General features: G+C 50.6%; 17 protein-coding genes. 13 read left to right on the forward strand and 4 right to left on the reverse strand.

The window, feature by feature from the left end:
• Positions 1–55: 55 nt before the first annotated feature.
• Positions 56–616: a hypothetical protein gene (locus ACJMNB_RS01440; protein ID WP_405338244.1), complete on the reverse strand. Its 561-nt coding sequence runs from the start codon at positions 614–616 to the stop codon at positions 56–58.
• A 46-nt stretch (positions 617–662) separates the two neighbouring features.
• Between ACJMNB_RS01440 and ACJMNB_RS01445 the strand changes: the two genes are divergently transcribed.
• Positions 663–815, forward strand: a complete 153-nt coding sequence (locus ACJMNB_RS01445) for a hypothetical protein (protein WP_405338246.1) — start codon at positions 663–665, stop codon at positions 813–815.
• A gap of 51 nt (positions 816–866) precedes the next feature.
• On the opposite strand, the gene ACJMNB_RS01450 is transcribed toward ACJMNB_RS01445, so the two are convergent.
• Positions 867–1,688, reverse strand: coding sequence for a TIGR02147 family protein (locus tag ACJMNB_RS01450; RefSeq protein ID WP_405338248.1), 822 nt, complete (start codon positions 1,686–1,688; stop codon positions 867–869).
• Positions 1,689–2,028: 340 nt separating this feature from the next.
• Between ACJMNB_RS01450 and pelA the strand changes: the two genes are divergently transcribed.
• From pelA to ACJMNB_RS01470, 4 genes are all read left to right on the forward strand, one after another.
• Complete coding sequence (pelA, locus tag ACJMNB_RS01455) at positions 2,029–3,765, forward strand: pectate lyase (protein ID WP_405338250.1); 1,737 nt, start codon at positions 2,029–2,031, stop codon at positions 3,763–3,765.
• Between the two features lies 1 nt (position 3,766).
• Positions 3,767–5,878: a pectinesterase family protein gene (locus ACJMNB_RS01460; RefSeq protein WP_405338252.1), complete on the forward strand. Its 2,112-nt coding sequence runs from the start codon at positions 3,767–3,769 to the stop codon at positions 5,876–5,878.
• Between the two features lie 109 nt (positions 5,879–5,987).
• Positions 5,988–6,926 carry a hypothetical protein gene (locus ACJMNB_RS01465; protein ID WP_405338254.1) on the forward strand — a complete coding sequence of 313 codons (939 nt, stop codon included), beginning with the start codon at positions 5,988–5,990 and terminating at the stop codon, positions 6,924–6,926.
• Positions 6,926–8,392: a M16 family metallopeptidase gene (locus ACJMNB_RS01470; RefSeq protein WP_405338256.1), complete on the forward strand. Its 1,467-nt coding sequence runs from the start codon at positions 6,926–6,928 to the stop codon at positions 8,390–8,392. The genes ACJMNB_RS01465 and ACJMNB_RS01470 overlap by 1 nt, the downstream gene beginning before the upstream one ends.
• A 48-nt stretch (positions 8,393–8,440) precedes the next feature.
• Here ACJMNB_RS01470 and ACJMNB_RS01475 read toward each other — a convergent pair whose 3' ends face one another.
• Positions 8,441–9,352: a cation diffusion facilitator family transporter gene (locus tag ACJMNB_RS01475; protein ID WP_405338258.1), complete on the reverse strand. Its 912-nt coding sequence runs from the start codon at positions 9,350–9,352 to the stop codon at positions 8,441–8,443.
• Between the two features lie 67 nt (positions 9,353–9,419).
• On the opposite strand from ACJMNB_RS01475, the gene ACJMNB_RS01480 reads away from it, so the two are divergent.
• Positions 9,420–10,733: a hypothetical protein gene (locus ACJMNB_RS01480; protein WP_405338260.1), complete on the forward strand. Its 1,314-nt coding sequence runs from the start codon at positions 9,420–9,422 to the stop codon at positions 10,731–10,733.
• 120 nt (positions 10,734–10,853) lie between these two features.
• On the opposite strand, the gene ACJMNB_RS01485 is transcribed toward ACJMNB_RS01480, so the two are convergent.
• Positions 10,854–11,492, reverse strand: coding sequence for a hypothetical protein (locus ACJMNB_RS01485; RefSeq protein WP_405338262.1), 639 nt, complete (start codon positions 11,490–11,492; stop codon positions 10,854–10,856).
• A 150-nt stretch (positions 11,493–11,642) separates the two neighbouring features.
• Between ACJMNB_RS01485 and ACJMNB_RS01490 the strand changes: the two genes are divergently transcribed.
• The 7 genes from ACJMNB_RS01490 (at position 11,643) to fabG (ending at position 19,059) form a co-directional block, all read left to right on the forward strand.
• On the forward strand, positions 11,643–12,998 hold the full coding sequence (locus tag ACJMNB_RS01490; protein WP_405338264.1) for an efflux RND transporter periplasmic adaptor subunit: 1,356 nt from the start codon (positions 11,643–11,645) through the stop codon (positions 12,996–12,998).
• Between the two features lie 41 nt (positions 12,999–13,039).
• On the forward strand, positions 13,040–13,555 hold the full coding sequence (locus tag ACJMNB_RS01495; RefSeq protein WP_405338266.1) for a YceD family protein: 516 nt from the start codon (positions 13,040–13,042) through the stop codon (positions 13,553–13,555).
• A 2-nt stretch (positions 13,556–13,557) separates the two neighbouring features.
• A complete protein-coding gene (rpmF, locus tag ACJMNB_RS01500; protein WP_072800982.1) occupies positions 13,558–13,746 on the forward strand; it encodes a 50S ribosomal protein L32 in 189 nt (62 codons plus the stop codon).
• Positions 13,747–13,776: 30 nt separating this feature from the next.
• On the forward strand, positions 13,777–14,760 hold the full coding sequence (plsX, locus tag ACJMNB_RS01505) for a phosphate acyltransferase PlsX (protein WP_405338268.1): 984 nt from the start codon (positions 13,777–13,779) through the stop codon (positions 14,758–14,760).
• Positions 14,761–15,115: 355 nt separating this feature from the next.
• Positions 15,116–17,230: a hypothetical protein gene (locus ACJMNB_RS01510; RefSeq protein ID WP_405338270.1), complete on the forward strand. Its 2,115-nt coding sequence runs from the start codon at positions 15,116–15,118 to the stop codon at positions 17,228–17,230.
• Positions 17,231–17,370: 140 nt separating this feature from the next.
• The gene (gene fabD, locus ACJMNB_RS01515) at positions 17,371–18,291 is read left to right on the forward strand and encodes an ACP S-malonyltransferase (RefSeq protein ID WP_405338272.1); all 921 of its coding nucleotides are present in this window, start codon (positions 17,371–17,373) and stop codon (positions 18,289–18,291) included.
• A 27-nt stretch (positions 18,292–18,318) separates the two neighbouring features.
• On the forward strand, positions 18,319–19,059 hold the full coding sequence (gene fabG, locus ACJMNB_RS01520) for a 3-oxoacyl-[acyl-carrier-protein] reductase (protein ID WP_405338274.1): 741 nt from the start codon (positions 18,319–18,321) through the stop codon (positions 19,057–19,059).
• The last annotated feature ends 27 nt before the right edge of the window (positions 19,060–19,086 follow it).

The raw sequence follows: 19,086 nt of genomic DNA on the forward strand, positions 1-19,086 counted from the left end.
AAAAATAGAAAAATACACGGCGCTGCATTGTTATTCATTTATCGTACTGCTCTATCTATTTAAGGGTATCTCCTTCAGAAAAGCGTGTGATGATGGTGTCTTGTTCGTTGTCAAAAGGGGCATACCTTAGGGAATCTTCTATGCAGGCGTTCTTGGCTTCTTCTAAGAATATTTCGATTGCGGTATTTGCATCCATTCCTTTCGGTGCAGGCATCGAACATGCTAAAGAGGCTGGTTCAACATCGCATCCGGCGTCCATATAGTTGTTAAAGAGGTTGGATCCTAAATTTTTGAAATAGCCGTTGGATTCTTCACAGGACTGCTTGAACTGTGCTAAATATTCAAGGCAACTGACTCCATATCCCCAATAGTCGCCGGACGGGCTTACTGCTGTCTTAATAATGACGGGAAAGCCTTCAATTTGGATAAACTTAGAAGCTGTGTTGTAGGTGCTTTGGTTGAGTTCATTTTTTAATGTGACAATGGCATTTTCTGGATAGGACGTAACGGTGCATTTGTTGCGGTGATCCCTGCTAACGTAAGTTTGTCTAGGTCCGGGGATGGCGTCTGCTGAGAATTGTAAATGGACAAACTGCATAAAGATTGTATCGGGCAAATTTGAAAGGGAATCGTAGTCGCATGTTTGTGGATAGTATGGCGAAATGTCAATCAACGTTTCTACAGCCCTTACTAGAACGGAAATAGGCATATTTGTCGATGATGTGTCTGCAATGTCTGTTGAATCGGAGTTTGCTATCGGTGTGGAACTCGGTTCTGTGGTTGCTCCTGCTGTACTTGGGTCGCTTGAACAGTAAACGCAAATGGCGACTATCCCTGCAAGAATTATTTTGTATAGATTTTTCATATTAAGCCTCTTTCCCTTTGGTCAGCGGAAACAATTGCAAATTCAATCGATAGACTTTATCGTATTCTTTTTCTTTTGCGGCCATGGCGATCACCTGTTGCCGGAGTGTTTCTATTTTTTGGACCAACCACTGGTATGTGGTTTCGGATAAGCCTAGCGTCACGCCCGCGATATGGCGCTCTTTGGGCGGAACCTCGTCGATGGCAGACGTTGCAAATCTGGACATTTGTCGGTTCATGGAACGTAGTGCCAGGGGAATCGCTTCGGAAGAGCCTGTCACTACCTTTTCGGTTTGCTCGTAAGTGTCTTCGCCCACCTTTTTCAAGAAGTCCGCATGCGTCATAAAGTCCAGGGCGTAGCGTACATCTGCTGCGCTCACTACTGGGTAGCACTGTCGCGCAAGTTCCAACGGCTTTGCGCCGGGCATGATTGGCGCAAGTTCGCGCATCACCGGATTCACCCACGATTTGAAATACTGGAACGCTTCGGCATCGACAACGCGCAGACGATTTTCTTTCGCGATTTTTTGCATCTCGTTGAATGCCTGCATTTTCTCTTCGTCTTTCTTGGCGTCTCCAAAACGCACCATTGCGCAAAAGTAGTCGCGGTCGATACCTTCCAGCTCCATGGCGTCGGCAATTCCTTCGACTCCTTTCTTGCTGACTCGACTTTTTCCTTCGCAGACGAGCTTGAGGTAGTTGGGCGAACTGAAACCCGCCAATCGCGAAAATTCACGCCAAGAAAATAAAGAACTACGCTTGCGTTCTTCGTAATAGTCTTGCATGTACTTTCGATAATCCTGATAAGAGGTAATCGGTTTCATGCCCATAAAATAGATAAAAATTATATAAAGCGGTGTATTTTTTATAATACGAATATTCAAAATTATGCTTAAAATTGGCGTTTTTATAATTTTCATAAATTTTTATAAAAGCTATAATACATGGCGTGTCATTAGCGCGTAAATCCTATTTGTAGGGCGGTGCCTAAAAAACGAAAACGTGGACGTTAATTTCTGTAAACTTTCAGCGTTCTTTCTTTGATAACGCTATTATTTGCATAAATGTGGACTAAAAATAAGCTTGCTGGATTACCGCTTTTTGCGAAAATAACGTAGATTTGAAAACGGATGTGCGGGTAAATTCCGCAAGAATGAGGATGCTATGTGTGTTTGGACTAGATCGCTGATGGTCGGTATTTTGGGCGCGCCGTTGATGGCTTCGACGTTTGTTTTTGCCGATGCCTATGTTCCCCCTGAATTGGCTGTATCGAGATTGGACAATTACCGCAGTTATTCGGAGCTGACGAAAGCGGCCAGTGGAATGGATATTGACCAGTATACCTACAATATGACCACCTGGCAGATCGACAACGGCGGCTTTTTCAAATCCATGGCCAGTAGCTACAAGAACCCCTATTCAGGTGGCGACAAGTCTCCGGGTTGGCCCGCTGCATCGGGTGGCTTTGTGGGGACAATCGACAACAATGCGACCGTGCAAGAAATGCGCCTTTTGGCGGTACGGTACAAGGCGACGACCAATTCGAATTATAAGAACACTTTCAAGACGAGCTTCAATAAGGCGGCCAACTTCCTTTTGACAATGCAGCGCCGTTCGGGTGGACTCCCGCAGGTGTGGCCCAAGCGTAATGCGTATAACGACCATGTCACGCTCAACGACGATGCGATGGTGCGTGCGCTGGTGGCGATGATGGATATTGCAAACTCCGTCAGTCCCTTTGATAGCGATATAATTGACGATGCGACCCGCGCCAAGATGAAGACGGCGGTGGACAAGGCGGTTGATTACCTGATCAAGGCGCAGATTGTGAATAACGGGCAACCCACGGTGTGGTGCGCCCAGCACGATACGGCCAATTACGCTCCGCGTTCGGCTCGAGCTTATGAACTGGAATCCAAGTCGGGCAAGGAATCGGTGGGCGTAATCTGGGTTCTGATGAATCAGCCCGAACAGACCGAAGCCATTCAAAAATCGGTTAAAGCCGCTATTGCCTGGTACAAGAAAACGAAGGTTTCTGGACTTGTGTTTTCGCAAAAGAAGGGTATCTTCGAAGAACAGGCCGGCAAGTCGCTCTGGTACCGTTTTTATGAAGTCAATAGCGACGACTATTTCTTCTGTGACCGCGAAGGCATTAGCACCAAGACTCGGGATTTTAACAGGATCAGCGAAGAACGCCGCACGGGGTACCAGTGGGCAAGCGATTACGGCTCTGCAATTCTTGCTGTCGAAAAGGATTACCTGACGGCTCTTGAAAAGGCTGCTGGTTCTTACGTGGCTCCGTCGGCGATGTGTGGGAACGATTCCTGCAAGACCTTTATCGATGGCGTAGACTTTGTAGAAATCGATGGCATCAAGGAAACGACGAATATGGGCTTTGTGGGCGAGGGCTATGCGAATGTGGCTAATGCCGTCGGCTCTTTTGTGACTTATGGCGTGACTGCTGCAAAGGCGGGCGAGTACACGCTGACGGTCCGTTTTGCAAACGGTGGCTCTGGTGCACGCGGCTACGATATTTACATAGGCGATACGCTTTTAGTGGAGGGCTTGAGCATGGGCTCTACCGGCAGCTGGACCGCTTGGGAAACGCAGACTGTTCCGGTGTCGTTGGAAAAAGGTTATAGCGAGTTGAAGTTTGTGAGCACCTCGAAAGACGGCATGGCTAACATCGATTACATCGGATGGATGGACGCTGACTTGTACGCAGGTGAAAAGGACCTGGGTGAAGATTCTACGACGGTCATTGGCGTGCGCGCGGTGCAGGCAACTCCGGAAAATACCAACCGCTACTATGTAGACTTCGGTGGCCGCAACACCTCCGCTGGTGTTTACCTGAAGAAGGCTGACGGTAAAGTGTTTAATGTAAATGGAAAGCTGAGGTGATATGTTGAATAAGGTTCTTGTTTGCGCGACGCTGGGCCTCGCAATCACTGCTTCCGCTGTCGAAAAAAAGAAGATTGACTTCGTGCTTGGCGTTGACGGTGACTTCAAGGCTGCCATTGCTGCGGCGAGCGCTTCGGGTGCATCCGCAAGCAACCGCTTTGTCCTTTTTGTTCCCGATGGTGAATACGAAATCACGAAGCTCACTGGCGATGAACACGGCAAAACGACTTTTCCCGCATCGAATGTCTCTATTGTCGGGCAATCGGTAGACAAGACTGTTATTTGGAATACGACAGATACCGAAGGCATCAGCACCACGGCAACGCTCTATTTCCCTAAAAACAACAATATGTACATGCAGGATATTACCCTGCAGAATAGGAGTTCGGTCAGTTCGACGAATGCGGCGCGCCAGGTGGCCTTGCAACAGAACGAAGGTGACAAGTATATCTACAAGAATGTGCGCTTGTTGAGTGGCCAGGATACCTACTACACCAAGAAGGGGCGCACCTATTGGGAAGGTGGCGAAATTGACGGAACTGTCGACTTTATCTGTGGTGGCGGCGACGTGTTCTTCGAAGGAACTAAGCTTGTGGTAAATCGAAGCAGCGGCTATATTACGGCTTCACAGAACCCTGGCGACTGGGGCTATGTCTTCAACAATGCGACGATTGTCAGTAGCTACAATAAGGACTATTACCTGGGGCGTTCGTGGGGACATGCCAAGACTGTTTTCCTGAATACGAAGATGCAGGCGGAACCTAGAGCCGAAGGCTGGGGCCCCGATATGAATTCTGCACCGCAGGTCTTTGGTGAATATAACAGCAAGAATGGTAGCGGTGGCGCAATCAACACGAGCCAGCGCAAGACGTATTTTGATGGTGGCAAGGATGGTTCGACGGCGACTACGCTCAAGACGGTGTGGAATGCAAGCGATGCCGCCAAGTACACACTTTCGAATGTGCTCAAGGGTAGCGATAACTGGGATCCGACCAAGTTGACGGCTCAGGTGAATGCTCCAAAAATTGAGCAGGATGGTGGCGAGATTGTCTGGGCTGACGACGATAACGCCCGTGCCTGGGTGGTATTTGTAAATGGCAAGTACAAGGCGAACGTTGTCACGCCGAGTTTTGCGCTCGATGATGTTGCACCAGGCTCCAAGATTACGGTGCGTGCGGCCAATAGCATGGGCGGACTCGGAGCCTATTCCAACGAAGTTATGACAGTTGAATCGAATGTGACTTATTACAAAGTAACCATTGGCGATGCCATCGGTGGCAAGGTTGAAACGAATCTTTCGAGCAATAAGGTGGCCGAAGGCAAAAAGGCAATCATTACTGCAGTTCCCAACGAAGGCTGGACTTTCGCGGGCTGGATTTTTGAGGGCAAGACCGGCAAGAGCACTGCAGATCTCGGCCTCGACGGAAGTAAGGCGACTCTCGAAATTATCGCAGAATGCGATATCGAACTCATTCCGAGTTTTACTGCCAAGGGAACCACGGTATTCCAGGCAGAAGATGGAATCATCACCAATGCCGCCGCCGAAAGCAATAACGCTGGCTTCAAGGGTTCCGCCTTCGTTAATTTTGGCGCAGGTGACTTGAGCATGATTCAGGTGCCTATCTATGCCGATGTTGCAGGCGAGTACAAGGTTGAAATTCGTTATGCCAACGGTAGCGGCAAGGCTCGCAGTCTCGCAGCTGCTGCTCCGGGAGTGTGCCCTGGCGGAATTGATGGCTGCAAGGGGGCTGAAACCCTTACGTTCGAAGCAACGGAGAATTGGACAACATGGGAAACGATTTCGATGACTGCGAAGTTGTCTCAGGGCGCCGGCTACTTTACCTTTGCGACGATTGGCGGTAACGATGGCCCGAACTTGGATCAGCTGGAATTTACGCTGGTGAAGGCTGACGAGACCACATCGGTTCGCGGGTTGGTGACACCGCATCTGCAAATAACGCCCATGACTACTCGCGTACGGCTGTTTACCCTGACGGGACAATTGCTGCGCGAAGGTTCTACTTTAGAAACGGAGAACCTTGCTCCGGGCTTGTATTTGCTGCAACGGGGCGATGGTTCCATATTCCGCCAGCAGATTATCCGCGTGAAATAACCGGGGCGTTGCGGGGTGGAACCCCGCTCGATGGGGTAGTGAACAACGCGCTTGCGCTGTGTGAACGAGGGGCAGGCTTGCCCCTCTTTTTTTCTATATTGGAAGCTGTATGTTAGGTATTGAGCAGAAAAAAGGTAACGACGAGAATTTGTGCGGACGCATTATTGCCTACGCGAAGATTTTGCCGAACCCTGATGAGCGGGATAGCGGTACTCCCTTTGACGATATGATCAAGAATGGACTCTTGACCTTGGAAGGTGATTTTCGCATGTTCTCGCCCCGCGTGCCTAGCAAGAAGGCGATTGACCGCGCCGTGGACGACAAGATCAACGATATGCTGGAAACCATGGAAGCCGAAGGCGTTGATTTGCCCCCCGACATGGATGTGGAAAAAATGCGCGACCGCCTACACGAACTTTCGAGCATGGAAGTCATCCCGATTCCGGCAAAGATTGGCAACTTTACCCGCGAAGAAGATATTCTCGCTGAAGATGCCGACATTTATTACATCGGAGAATTTATCGGGGCGGGGCAGGCTCACTTTTGCCTCACGACGCTGCCGATTTATTACCAGGCACGCTTCCGCGAACAGGCCCGCAAGAAAGAGATGGCTTTCTTGAACGAGGCTCTGGAACAGATCGAGACGGGCGAGTTCCTGGATACCGAAGACCTGCAGAACGATACCGAGGAATTGTTCCCGAAGGGGCTCACGCTGAATACCTTCGTGGGCGATTTGGGCAAGCTTTTGAACGTGCGCGTGATTCCGTTTTTGCTGGCTCTTGAAACCGATGCCCAGTACGACGAACAAATCAAGCTGTTTTACGACTTTATGAAGGGCTACCCGGCCCAGGCCGATGTCAAGCTGATTGACTTGGCCATTCGCGACTTGCGCAGTCAAAAAGATTCTGCGCTGGCTCGCCGCATTTTGGAACTGGGTTGCCAGAAAATCGATGCCATCTACAATGAAGATATGCAGAAGGCAAACGAAATCGCAGAAGAAATTGTCAAGTTCGCTAAAGAAAGAAGTAGCGGGGAGCAGTCGACATAATGAATTGGCTCAAGAAAATTTCGTGGGGTATGGCCCTGGCTGCCTCCCTGTTTACGGAGCAATCTTTTGCACAGGTGAACTTGGTGGTTCACAAGGAAGTTTTGCCTAATGGTTTGACGGTGCTTCTGCACCCGAACAAGCAGGCTCCTACGGTGAGCTGCCGCCTGTTTTATGTGACCGGCTCCGTGCACGAAGTTCCGGGCAAGTCCGGCCTCGCTCACATTCTGGAACATGAACTTTTCAAGGGCACCAAGAAGGTGGGCATTTCGGATAGCATTGCCGATGTCAAGTTCATGGCGACCCAAGATAGCCTGCAGGCCTTGATTCGCCCGGCGATTCTCGCTGGCGATACCGCGAAGGTGAAAAAGCTTACTGCCGAACACGATTCCGTGGTGAACGAACACCGCAAGATTTTTGTGAAGGACGAACTTTGGAGCGCTTACCAGGCTGCAGGCGGCACGGGCTTGAACGCTTTCACCAGCGACCTCATGACCGCTTACATCGTGACTCTCCCGAAGAACAAGGTGGAACTGTTCATGTGGCTCGAAGCGGACCGCATGCAGAATGCCGTGTTGCGTGAATTCTATTCCGAACGCATGGTGGTGCGCGAAGAACGCCGCATGCGCTACGACGACAAGCCTACGGGCCGTTTCTATGAAACGCTGAATTCCATGATTTACGAGGCCTTCCCCTATCGCGTGCCGACCATTGGCTGGCCCAGCGACATTATGAACTTGACCCGCGAAATGGCCGACGAACATTACCGCAAGTATTACAAGCCGCGCAATGCGATTCTGGTGCTGGCGGGCGATATCGATACTACCGCTACTATGGAAATGGTGAAGAAGTACTTCGGTCCCATTCCCACGGGCGAGGCGTTCCCGCCGCTGACCATTCGCGACCCCGAACAGGCCGGCGAAAAGCGCCTGACCGTAAAGCGCCCGGATGCTCCGAATCTTTATACCTTGGTGTTTACGACTCCCGAAGTGGGTGACCAGATTCTTTATTCTTTGGACATCGCCGAGGGCGTGCTCAATGGCCGTTCTGGCAGGCTTTACAAGCGCCTGATTCAGGAAGAAAAGCTCGCCGTGAGTGTGAAGGCTTCCAATTCACCCAACAAGTATGTGTCTGAATTCGGCGTGACGGTGAACATGCGCCCGGATGCCGACCCTGCGAAGGTGGAAAAAATCGTGTGGGAAGAACTGGAACGCTTGAAGACCGAAACCGTGAGCGAACGCGACTTCCAGAAGGTGAAGAATCATGCCTACGCTGGCTTGGTACGCAGCCTCACCGATATGGAAAACGTGGCGACCATGCTGGCTTGGTACGAAATGTTCGGTGACTACCGCATCTTCCTCAACTGGGCTGACCAGCTCAATAAGGTGACTGCTGCCGACGTGCAGGCCGCCGCCCAGAAGACCTTCGTCCGCGAAAAGTCCATCGCAGGATTCCTGCTCAAGAAATAATCTTCTTCGTCATTGCGAGGGGCGAACCGCCCCGAAGCAATCCATTACTTAATTTTTGGATTCATCTTTCTGCGGATCGTAGGGGTCGATGTGTACCAGCGCATCGACCACATTTTCGCCGGCATCAATAATGCGGCGTTCCACTTCTTCGGCCAAGTCATGGGCCGCAAGCAAAGTCATTTCGGCGGGAACCACCACATGCAAGTCTACGTGCAAGTCAGAGCCCACGTAACGGGTGCGGAACCCGTGGATGCTGATGACGTTCGGACAGCTGAGGGCCACTTCTCGTAACTTCTGTGCAACCTCGACGCTAGCTCCTTCGTCGGCCACGCGGTGAATGCCCGGCCAGGCGATTTCAAAGCCCGAATGCAAAATGAAAATCGAAACGATAATGGCGCCTACGGAGTCTGCGAACCATAGTTCAGGAACGATGATTCCGAAAAGCACGGCCACCAGTACCGGAATGGAACTGTAGGCGTCGCTCCTGTGGTGCCAGGCGTTGGCCTCTACGGCCTCGCTGCGGATGGCGCGACCCTTGGCCCGGGTATAGCGGAACAGGGCCTCTTTTATAATGATGGAAACCAGCGCCATGATGGCGGCAATCCATTCCGGGTGTGACTGTTCCCCGTTCTTGAGGGCCACGACGGCGTTGTAGCCGAGACCGAGACCCACGGCACAGACTGCAAGGCCGATTCCGACTGAAATCAGGGTTTCGAAACGACGATGACCGTAAGGATGGTCTGCGTCGGGCGGTGCGTTCCAGAAACGGGCCCCTACAATAATGGCGATATCGGTGGTAAAGTCCGAGGCACTGTGGATGGCGTCTGCGATCAAGGCCTGGGAACCGCCAAAATATCCGGCGAAAAACTTGCCCACAGATAAGACAACGTTCCAGCCAAGACCCACCCACGTGATGCGGCGGACTTCGGAGCTGTCATCTTTTTTGGCTATACGTGTCATTTTGTAAAAAATATAACAAAATGCCCGATTTTTTATTATATTTTACATATTAACTAATGGAGGAAACATGCATCTCAAGCATATTATTTCGATTCTTGCATCCGGCGCTTTCCTTGCTGCATGCGATAGCACTGTAACCAATATCAACGATGAAGCCAAGGCTGAAGGTACTATTACCATCAGAGTTGTTGACAATCATTCTGGCGCCGCTCTGCCTAGCGTGACTGTTTATTCTGTCGTAGATGACGAGACGGTTATTTCCGATGATCTCGGAAATTCGACTTGGGAAGGAAGTGCTCTCGGTGACCATGCATTCCAGATCTCCAAGGAAGGCTACGCTACGGTGCAGACCACGGTCACTCTTGCAGAACAGGGCCAAGGTGACGTTCCTCGCGTAGGCGATGTCGTTGCAACTGTTCCCATGTTCAAGGCTGGTGTCGTTGCTAAGGGTATCGTCCTTTACACTGATGACAAGGGCAAAGTGGGTGCCGCCAAGGGCGTTACCGTTTACGCAAAGCTCCCGAACTATTTCGTTCCGTCTGAAATCAGCGTCAAGACTTCTGACGAAGGCGAATATACTTTCGAAAGCCTGCCCGAAGGTACCGAAATCGCTGTCTACGTGGGACAGGAAACCATCAATTCCAAGAAGTACATCGGTGGTGATATGAAATCCGTCGGTGGTGAAACTTACAGGTCTGGTGACCAGATTAACGTTGCTACCATCAACCTCGAAAAGCTTTCTGCTTCTATCGTGAAGGTCTCGGACAACGCTGCAGAAATGTCTGCAACTTCCGACTTCTCCATGACTTTTGCAGCTGAGCTCTTGAAGGATTCTGTCACGAATGATCATTGGACTGTTACCAACGGTAGCGGCTCTGTGGTGCTTTCTACGGTGTCCCTGAGCAGCGACAAGCGTACTATTAAGATTACCCCGTACTCCGGCAAGTGGAATAGCGAAACTAGCTACACGGTTCGTGGTACTGTTTACTCTGTCGAAGGCGCAGCATCCTCCGTTTCGACATCCTTCAGCGTTGGTGCCAAGTCTAGCGGTGACGCTCCTGCCCAGGTCAAGAACTTGGCTATTGAACAGGATCCGGACTATACCTACTATCAGCGCCTGACTTGGACTGCTCCTAAGGGTGACATTGGCGGTTACACCATCTACTACATGACGGATGTGAATCCGGACTTCGTGAAGTATGCTACTGTTTCTTCGACATACACCTACTATCGTTTCGAACCGGATGACTTCCCCTCTTCCGTGAAGCAGGTCAGCTTCATCGTGCTGCCTTACAGCGAGGACGGTGTCGAAGCTAACATCGAAGAAGCCAAGTCTGTTACCTACAAGATTCCCGCCGCCGATATTGAAGTCGAAGACTAAGGCTTGATGGAATTATAAAGCAAAAAATCCTGGTTTTTAACCAGGATTTTTTTTGTAAAAAAAGAAAACCGCCGGGCTCACATCTGTTCAACCGGCGGTAATTTTTATTGGCGAGTAAAATTAAATATCGTCAGGTTCCGAAGAAGAAGAGTTTTCTTCTTCTTCGCTGGAGCTGGACAATTCTTCTTCTTCGGAGGAAGAGCTTTCTTCTTCGTCTTCGCTAGAGCTGGACAATTCCTCTTCTTCGGAGGAAGAGCTTTCTTCTTCGTCTTCGCTAGAGCTGGACAGATCTTCTTCTTCGGAGGAAGAGCTCAGTTCTTCGTCCTCGCTGGAGCTGGACAGGTCTTCATCTTCGGAGGAGGAACTCAAGTCTTCTTCTTCGCTGGAGCTGGACAGGTCTACGACGCTGGAACTGGATGCTATAGAAGAAGAGCTTTCCTCTTCTTCGTCATCTATGGAGCTGGAGCTTCTGGCAGACGAAGAAAGTTCTTCGTAGATGGAGCTGCTAGAAGGTGTAGGCAGGTCCTTCCACCAGCCGTTATTGACCCACTTGCCGTCGGTGCACAGGAAGTATGCGCCTTCAGCAATAACCTGAAGACTTTTGCCTTCGTTGGAACGGTCGCAGGTGCCGAGGTTCTCGGTAGTTCTGACAACGCCATCGGGCATTGCGATAGAATCCGGAGAGGAAGATGAATCGTCGCCACAGCCAGAAATGAAAGCTATGGGCAAAATGGAAAGCCCCCAAAACGCTTTTTTCATTTTTTTCCCTATTGTTATCTATAAATAGACGGTTGGTTTAATACGCCTTAAATATAAATAATTTTCAACAAATTCTGCAACTAAACCCCGCTTTCGGGCACCTAAATACGCGAAAACTTTGATAATTCTTTTTATTTTTGGGTCTGTCGTATGAAAAAACTGCTGAAATTCGTCGTTTTGCTCGCTGTGGTTGCGGGCATTGCTTTGGGGGTTAAGACTTTCTTTTTTGATGCCAAGGCCGATACGGCGGCCGGTCCGCTGGTAAGTGCCAAGGTCACGCTGGCAACGATTGCCACCACCATTTCTGCAACCGGCACCCTTGAACCGGTGGACCAGGTAGAAGTGGGAACCCAGGTGTCGGGGGATATCAGCAAGATTTACGTGGACTTTAACACCAAGGTCAAGAAGGGCCAGGTGATTGCCGAACTGGATAAGTCCAAGCTTCGCGCCACCCTTACCCAGGCCGAAATCGCTTATAAGAGCGCCCAGGCTGATTATAACTATAAAGAATCTACCTACAACCGTGTGAAAAAGCTTTCCGAAAGCAACTCTGCCAGCGCCGTAGAACTGGAAACCGCCGAATACAACATGAATTCGGCCAAGCTGGCCGTGGAACGCAGCGAAAATGAGGTGAACCAGGCGAAACTCAACTTGAGCTACGCCACCATCAAGAGCCCCATTAGCGGTGTAGTGCTGAAGCGTGCCGTAGAAGTGGGCCAGACGGTGGCCGCCTCCATGAGTACTCCTACGTTGTTTGTAATCGCTAAAGACTTAAGCCAGATGAAGGTGATGGCGGATGTGGACGAAGCGGACATTGGCCAGGTGAAGGCCGGCCAGCGGGTGGAATTCACTGTGGATGCCTACCAAGACGAAAAGTTTAGCGGCACGGTGCAAGAAGTTCGCCTGAGCCCGACGACCACGAGCAACGTGGTGACTTACACCGTAGTGATTTCGGCCGAGAACCCGGACCAGAAACTGCTCCCTGGCATGACGGCCACATGCACCATCGTGACCCAGGAAGTCAAGGATGCTCTCTCGATTCCGGTGAAGGCCCTCAAGTTCAGCCCTGCCGAAGGCACTCCCATGGCCGACCCCAAGGATTTTCCGCGCCCGCCCATGTTCGGCGACAGCACCAAGTTCAAGGAATTTGCGAAAAAGGCTGAAAACGGCGACTTCCCGCCCCCGCCCCCCGGCATGGGTGCCGGTGGCCCGCCCGCAGGCGGTCCCGGTGGCTTTGGCCCCCCGGGCAAGGGCGGTTTCGGTCAAAAGAAGGGTCAGCGTCCCAAGCTTTCGGGCAATCACGTGTGGGTAAGTATTGACGGCAAGGCTGCCCCTCGCCCCGTCAAGATCGGCATCAGCGATGGCGTGAATGTTCAGATTCTCAAAGGTCTTAGCGAAGGCGATTCCGTGGTGGTCAGCCAGGAAACCTTGACTACCGCCACCAAGAAATCTGATGCCGCAAGCCCCTTTATGCCCACTCCTCCGGGCAAAAAGAAGAAAAAGTAGATGTTGACTTAAAACCCCGTTTTTACTAAATTTGGGCTACTTTGAGATTAGATATCGCACAAAAACTTACTGATTCCGAAGACCGCCGGGTGGTCTGGTGCCGTACCGATGCCCCTGAAATCTTCGACGAACTGCACCTCAAGGGCGATCTGGTAGCCGAGGTGCTGGTAAGCCCCGAAGGCGAAAGCAAGTGTCTTGTGACTGGTACAATCTCCGGAGTGCAAACTCTGACCTGCTCCCGTACCCTGGAACCGTTTGACCGCCCCTTTTCGACTGAAATCGTGGCTGAAGTCACTCGCACCGGGGTTTCGCAACAGGAACTCGATGAAGACGATGTAGACGTCTTTGCCTACCGAATTCCCCAGGGGCAGAACTTCGTGGACCTTTCCGAGTGCATCCGACAGCTGGTTATTCTACAAGAACCGCAAGCACCCGTGAAAAATCCTGACGAAGATTTTATCTTTGTATCAAACAAACCCGCCGACGAGGAACCTCTAAGCGACCCTCGTTGGGACAAACTCAAGGCTCTTAAGAGCAAAATGGAAAATAGGAGTTAAAAATGGCAGTACCTAAAAGAAAAACCTCGACCGCCCGTCGTGACAAGCGCCGCACCCACTGGAAGATGGAAGTGCCCGCTATGGCTACCTGCGATCATTGCGGTTCCGTGAAGCGCCCGCACCGCGTGTGCCCGGTTTGCGGTTACTACAATGGTGTCGAAGTGATCAATATGAAGGACGCCGAAGCCTAATTACGGTTCTTTCGTTGTAAGGAGATGTCCATGGTTAAAGTTGCTCTTGATGCGCTGGGTGGCGATTTTGCCCCCGCTGTAGTGATTGAAGGTGCTGTTAACGCCGTCAACAAGAATGCTAACCTGCATGTGGTCTTGTGCGGACCGGAGGCCGAGGTCAAGGCCGGGCTTGCTAAGCTTGGTTATACTGGCAACGGTATTTCTGTGGTCGATGCACCGGATCCTGTGGCCATGGATGAACACCCTGTCGAAGTCCTCAAGAAGAAGCCCCACTCTGGCCTGGTGACCTGCGTTGCCTTGCAGAAGAAGGGTATGGTAGATGCTTCCGTGAGCGCAGGTAACTCCGGCGCCATGATGGCCAGCTGCCTTATGCTTCTTGGCCGTACGACTGACAAGTTCAGCCGTCCGCCTATCGGTTGCGTGATTCCGACTGCCGACCGCCCGATCATCTTGGTCGATGCCGGTGCAAACGTCGATGAACGTGCTGCTACTTTGGTAGACTTCGCCATTGCCGGTTCTGCTTTCGCCGAAACCTACTTCGGTTACAAGAATCCGAAGGTCGGTCTCTTGAACATGGGCGAAGAAGAACACAAGGGCCCGGCTGTGCTTCAGGAAGCACACCAGCTGCTCAAGTCCGCTCCGGTAAACTTTATCGGTAATATCGAAGGCGAAACCCTCATCGAAGGTGTTGCCGACGTGGTCGTGACTTCCGGCTTTACGGGTAACGTTGTTCTGAAGATGCTCGAAGGCTTCTACGAACTGCACAAGAAGATGTTCGGTGTCATTGACACTCCGAACGGTCGCCGCTTCGACGAAATGTGGGACTACCGCATGACGGGTGGCGCTCTTCTCCTCGGCTTGAACGGTACGGGCATTATCGCCCACGGCCGCTCCGACGCTCTCGCTATCGAGAAGGCTGTCGAAGTCGCCGCCAAGTACGCTGAAAAGGGTGTGTCCAAGAATGTGAACGAACGCTTGCTCGCAATCAAGGACGATTCCTCCGAAGCAAAGTAACGCTAATTTGTGCGAAATTTTGGAACCCGGCTTTTTAGCCGGGTTCTTTTTTTTTGTAATGAATTGTATTAACGAAAGTATTCTTGTGTAATACAATGTTGTTTGTAAGTAATTTGTACTAAAATTTGTTTATAAATGAAATATTTGTTTGTTGTGGTACGTGTGACATTGTCTAGAACTTTAAATAAATTATACTCTAGGAAATTTTTGTTCTTTTTGATGGGCAAGACTTCCTAAAGAGATGCTCGGTTAGGTGATGCAATCAATAATGTGTTAAACAATGTTGATGTTCAGACTTGTTGTTTGAACGTTGTTTACAATGATTTCCTAACATCATTGGTCATGCAGAGGTTATATGAAAAAATCTGTAATCACAAAGTTGGCCTTTGGCTTGCTGGCTTTGTCATATGTCGGTGCTGGAGCCGTGAACTATAGCTATGATGCTATGGGCCGTAGGCTTAACAACGCCCAGGGTGTAAATGCTCCGAAGATATGGAACGTCCAGCCGGGACTGTCCAAGGCGACCATGGCGGAACAGTATAGCCCGAAGGCTCTTTATAAGGCTGCGGACGCAAATACGCTGCCGATTGGCCAGGAATATCAGTATGTTTCGCAGAAAAAGAAGCTGTTGAATGCAACTCCAATACCTGCTCGTAAGGATACAAAGATGCTTGTTACGGGCTGGGGAAGGTATGCACTCAACCGCGGTTGGGATAGGAGCCATGTAAATGATCCGTATATGACGGAAGAAGAAGCTGCTCGATGCTGGCTGGTTGCCGCTGTTGAATTGAACCGTTTTTTTGCTGCAAAAGAGGGCCTGGTTAATCCCAATAGCGATCCAAATGATCCGAATGTTAAGCATTACTTGACCCAGGATGAAGTCAAGTATCACGTTTTCCATGTGGATGGGCAAAGTTCGGTGAAGGACTTTCCGTTTTGGGCAGATGGTTCTTCTGGACATGGCGGGGCTCGTATAGAAAAGGCCGTCAGGTTTGCTTTGGGGATGACGGACTCCGATGTTATTGCTTATGTTGACAACAATTATGACGAATTCGTCAGTGAAACAAGTATTCAAACAAGAATCACTAATGATATTGATCAGGGTTATCCGGCGATTATTTTTGAAAGTGGTCACGTGATGCTGATAGATGCCTATGCGATTACTACACGTAATGTCAAGTGGGTTCGCCTCTTGAACCCGACCAACGACGGCTCTTTCCAGTGGAGGACTTTGAACTCTGTTGATATTATTGGGTACGTGTGGTACAATAAGAATAAAATCAATGTGAGGTATTCTGACAACGATGTTCGTAGGGATACTGACAATGATGGCATTGTTGATTTTGATGAAATGTATCGTTTTAAAACCAATAAAAATTCCAAGCACTCTGATGGAGATGGTATTGAAGATAAGGTGGAAATCTTGAATCGTACGCTGTTGGAAATGCCGGTTTTCGCTCCCTATGATGCAAGTCAGAGCCATGGAGTTCCTGCAACTGACAATAGCTTTATTTTGGGTGTTCAAAAAGAGGTCTGGGCAGATGTTAATCACAATGGAAAAAATGCGGAAAACGACGCTTCGGAAAAGGCCAATGGTACGGTGGATGGCTTGCTGAATGGCGGACATCGTCCGCTCTATGTGGAAAATGGTGTGCCCGGTGATTTTGATATTTATGCAATCAACGCCTTGACGCTGGAAGAAAATAGTTCCTGTAGGAATATGACCAATAGTCCACAAGATGTGCAAAAATGCGTCTTTGCGACGGAAAGTAAGCTTGCGTCCTATGCGGCAAAGATTTATCAGACGGATTTGACGACCAACATGTATTCAAAGGGTAATGTACTTGTGGGTGGTAATTCTAGAATTACCAACCTGAGCTTGTTCTCTAGTTCTAAGATTACCCCGAGTTATCAGGTGGCAGGAAATGGTTCTGTGGGTGTGGCTGCTACGATGTCGGAAGATCTTTGGCCGTGGGAAGTCAACTCCACCTGGGATTCCTATACTACGGGATCGACAAGCAAGGTTGTGGAGGCTAACGAAACCTATACGCTGACTCCGAGTTCCAACCTCAAGTCCCTGCAGGTGGAGCCCAACGGCAAACTGAACATCCAGCCAGGCGTTATCAAGCTGCAGTCTCTTATTTTGGCAGAAGGGTCTACGGTGGTTTTTGTCAATTCCAGCAAAAAGACGGAAATCCATGTGAAGAACAGTTTTGTTTGGAAACCGGTTTTGAAGGTTGGTAGTAGCGAAGTGTATAAGAATTTGTCAAAGAACTTCAAGGTTGTCTATCATGGGTCAAATACGTCTGGCTTGACAATTGCAAGCAATTGGGCCGGCGTCCTGTTTGCTCCGAAGGCAACCCTGAAGCTTGGTTCCGCTGGCAAGACGATTTATGGCCGCTTTGTGGGTAGTACCGTTACGGTGAAGTCCGGTGCGATAATCAGGACCTACCACGGACAGACGTGGTAAGGCCGTTTGTTAAAAATTTGTTTCAAACTTATTATAATTCTGATTTCGCGTCAGGTTTCTGCAGCCCGTCATTTATGACGGGCTGTATTTTCTAAATTAGCATGCGAACAAAATTTTTGCGTTTACCGCAGAGGATTATAATGTCTAAGACGATTCTTCTTTTCCCTGGCCAGGGTGCCCAGTATGTGGGCATGGGCCAGACCCTTGCTTCTACTTTTGAACCCGCCAAGAAACTCATGCAGCAGGCCGACGAAATCCTCGGCTTCTCGCTGTCCAAGCTCATGGCCGAAGGCCCCGAAGATGTTCTGAAGAGCACCGACAATACTCAGCCGGCTCTCTTTACTGTGTCCGCTATGGTCATGGAACTCCTGAAGTCCGAAGGCTTTGCCTTTGACTACGTGGCTGGTCACTCTCTCGGTGAATACTCCGCTATCTACGCCGCCGGCGGTTTCAGCTTCGAAGAAGGCCTGCGTCTGGTGCGCACCCGTGGCGAACTCATGGCTTCTGCCGGTTCCAAGAACCCGGGTGCCATGGCTGCCATCATGGGTCAGGACGAAGCCAAAATTCTTGAACTCTGCGAAGCCGTGAAGGACGCAGGTACCGTGGTTCCGGCCAACATCAACTGCCCGGGCCAGATCGTGGTTTCCGGTGCTGTCGCCGGCGTGAACAAGCTGGTTGAAAACTGCGGCGCCGCTGGTATCAAGGCCATTCCGCTGGCCGTGTCCGGTGCCTTCCACAGCCCGCTCATGCAGTTCGCTCAGGCCGGTCTCGCCGAAGCCATTGCAAAGACCAAGTTTAACGATGTCGAAAAGCCGGTCATCGCCAATGTGATTGCCGAACCGGTCACGAAGGGTGCCGAAATTGCCGACCTCCTGGTGCGCCAGCTGGTGTCTCCGGTCCGTTGGAATGACTGCATGAACAAGGCCATGTCTCTGGGTGTGACCCAGGGTGTGGAAGTGGGCTCCGGCAAGGTGCTCATGGGCCTCATGCGCAAGATCAGCCGCGACGTGAAGGTCACTCCGGTCGAAACAATCGAAGCCTTCCAGGCTCTCAAGGGTTAATTTTAACACTAACCACAGGTAACTACTATGGGTAAACTTACTGGTAAAAAGGCAATTGTCACCGGCGCCTCTCGCGGTATCGGTCTTGCCATTGCAACCAAGCTCGCTTCTGAAGGTGCTGACGTTGCCATTCTCTCTACCTCGGTCAAGGAAGATTTGGCCGCCAAACTTTCCGCCGAACTTGGGGTGCAGGTCAAGAGCTATGCTTGCAACGTGGCCGACTCCGAAACTGTGCAGAACGTGTTCAAGCAGATTATTGCTGACATGGGCACGGTGGACATTCTGGTGAATAACGCCGGTATTACCCGCGATGGTCTCCTGATGCGCATGAAGGACGAAGACTTCGACGCCGTCATCGCCACCAACCTGCGCTCCGTGTTCCTTTGCACCCGCGCTGTCGCCCGCACCATGATGGGCAAGCGTACCGGCCGCATCGTGAACATTTCCAGCATTAACGCCCTGCACGGCCAGGCCGGTCAGGCCAACTACGCCGCTGCCAAGGCTGGCATTATCGGCATGACCAAGTCCAATGCCATGGAATTCGCTTCTCGCGGCATTACCGTGAATGCCATTGCTCCCGGTTTTATCGGTACCGATATGACCGCTGCCATGGATGATGCCACCAAGGAAAAATATGCCGCCCAGATTCCTCTGGGACGCATCGGTAAGCCCGAAGATGTGGCCAATGCAGTCGCATTTTTGGCATCTGACGACGCTTGCTACATCACCGGCCAGATTCTGGGCGTTGATGGGGGGTTGAACGCCTAGGCGTTTTTTACTAAATTTGAACTCAAA

This window comes from Fibrobacter sp. (assembly GCF_045131395.1).
GTDB lineage: Bacteria > Fibrobacterota > Fibrobacteria > Fibrobacterales > Fibrobacteraceae > Fibrobacter.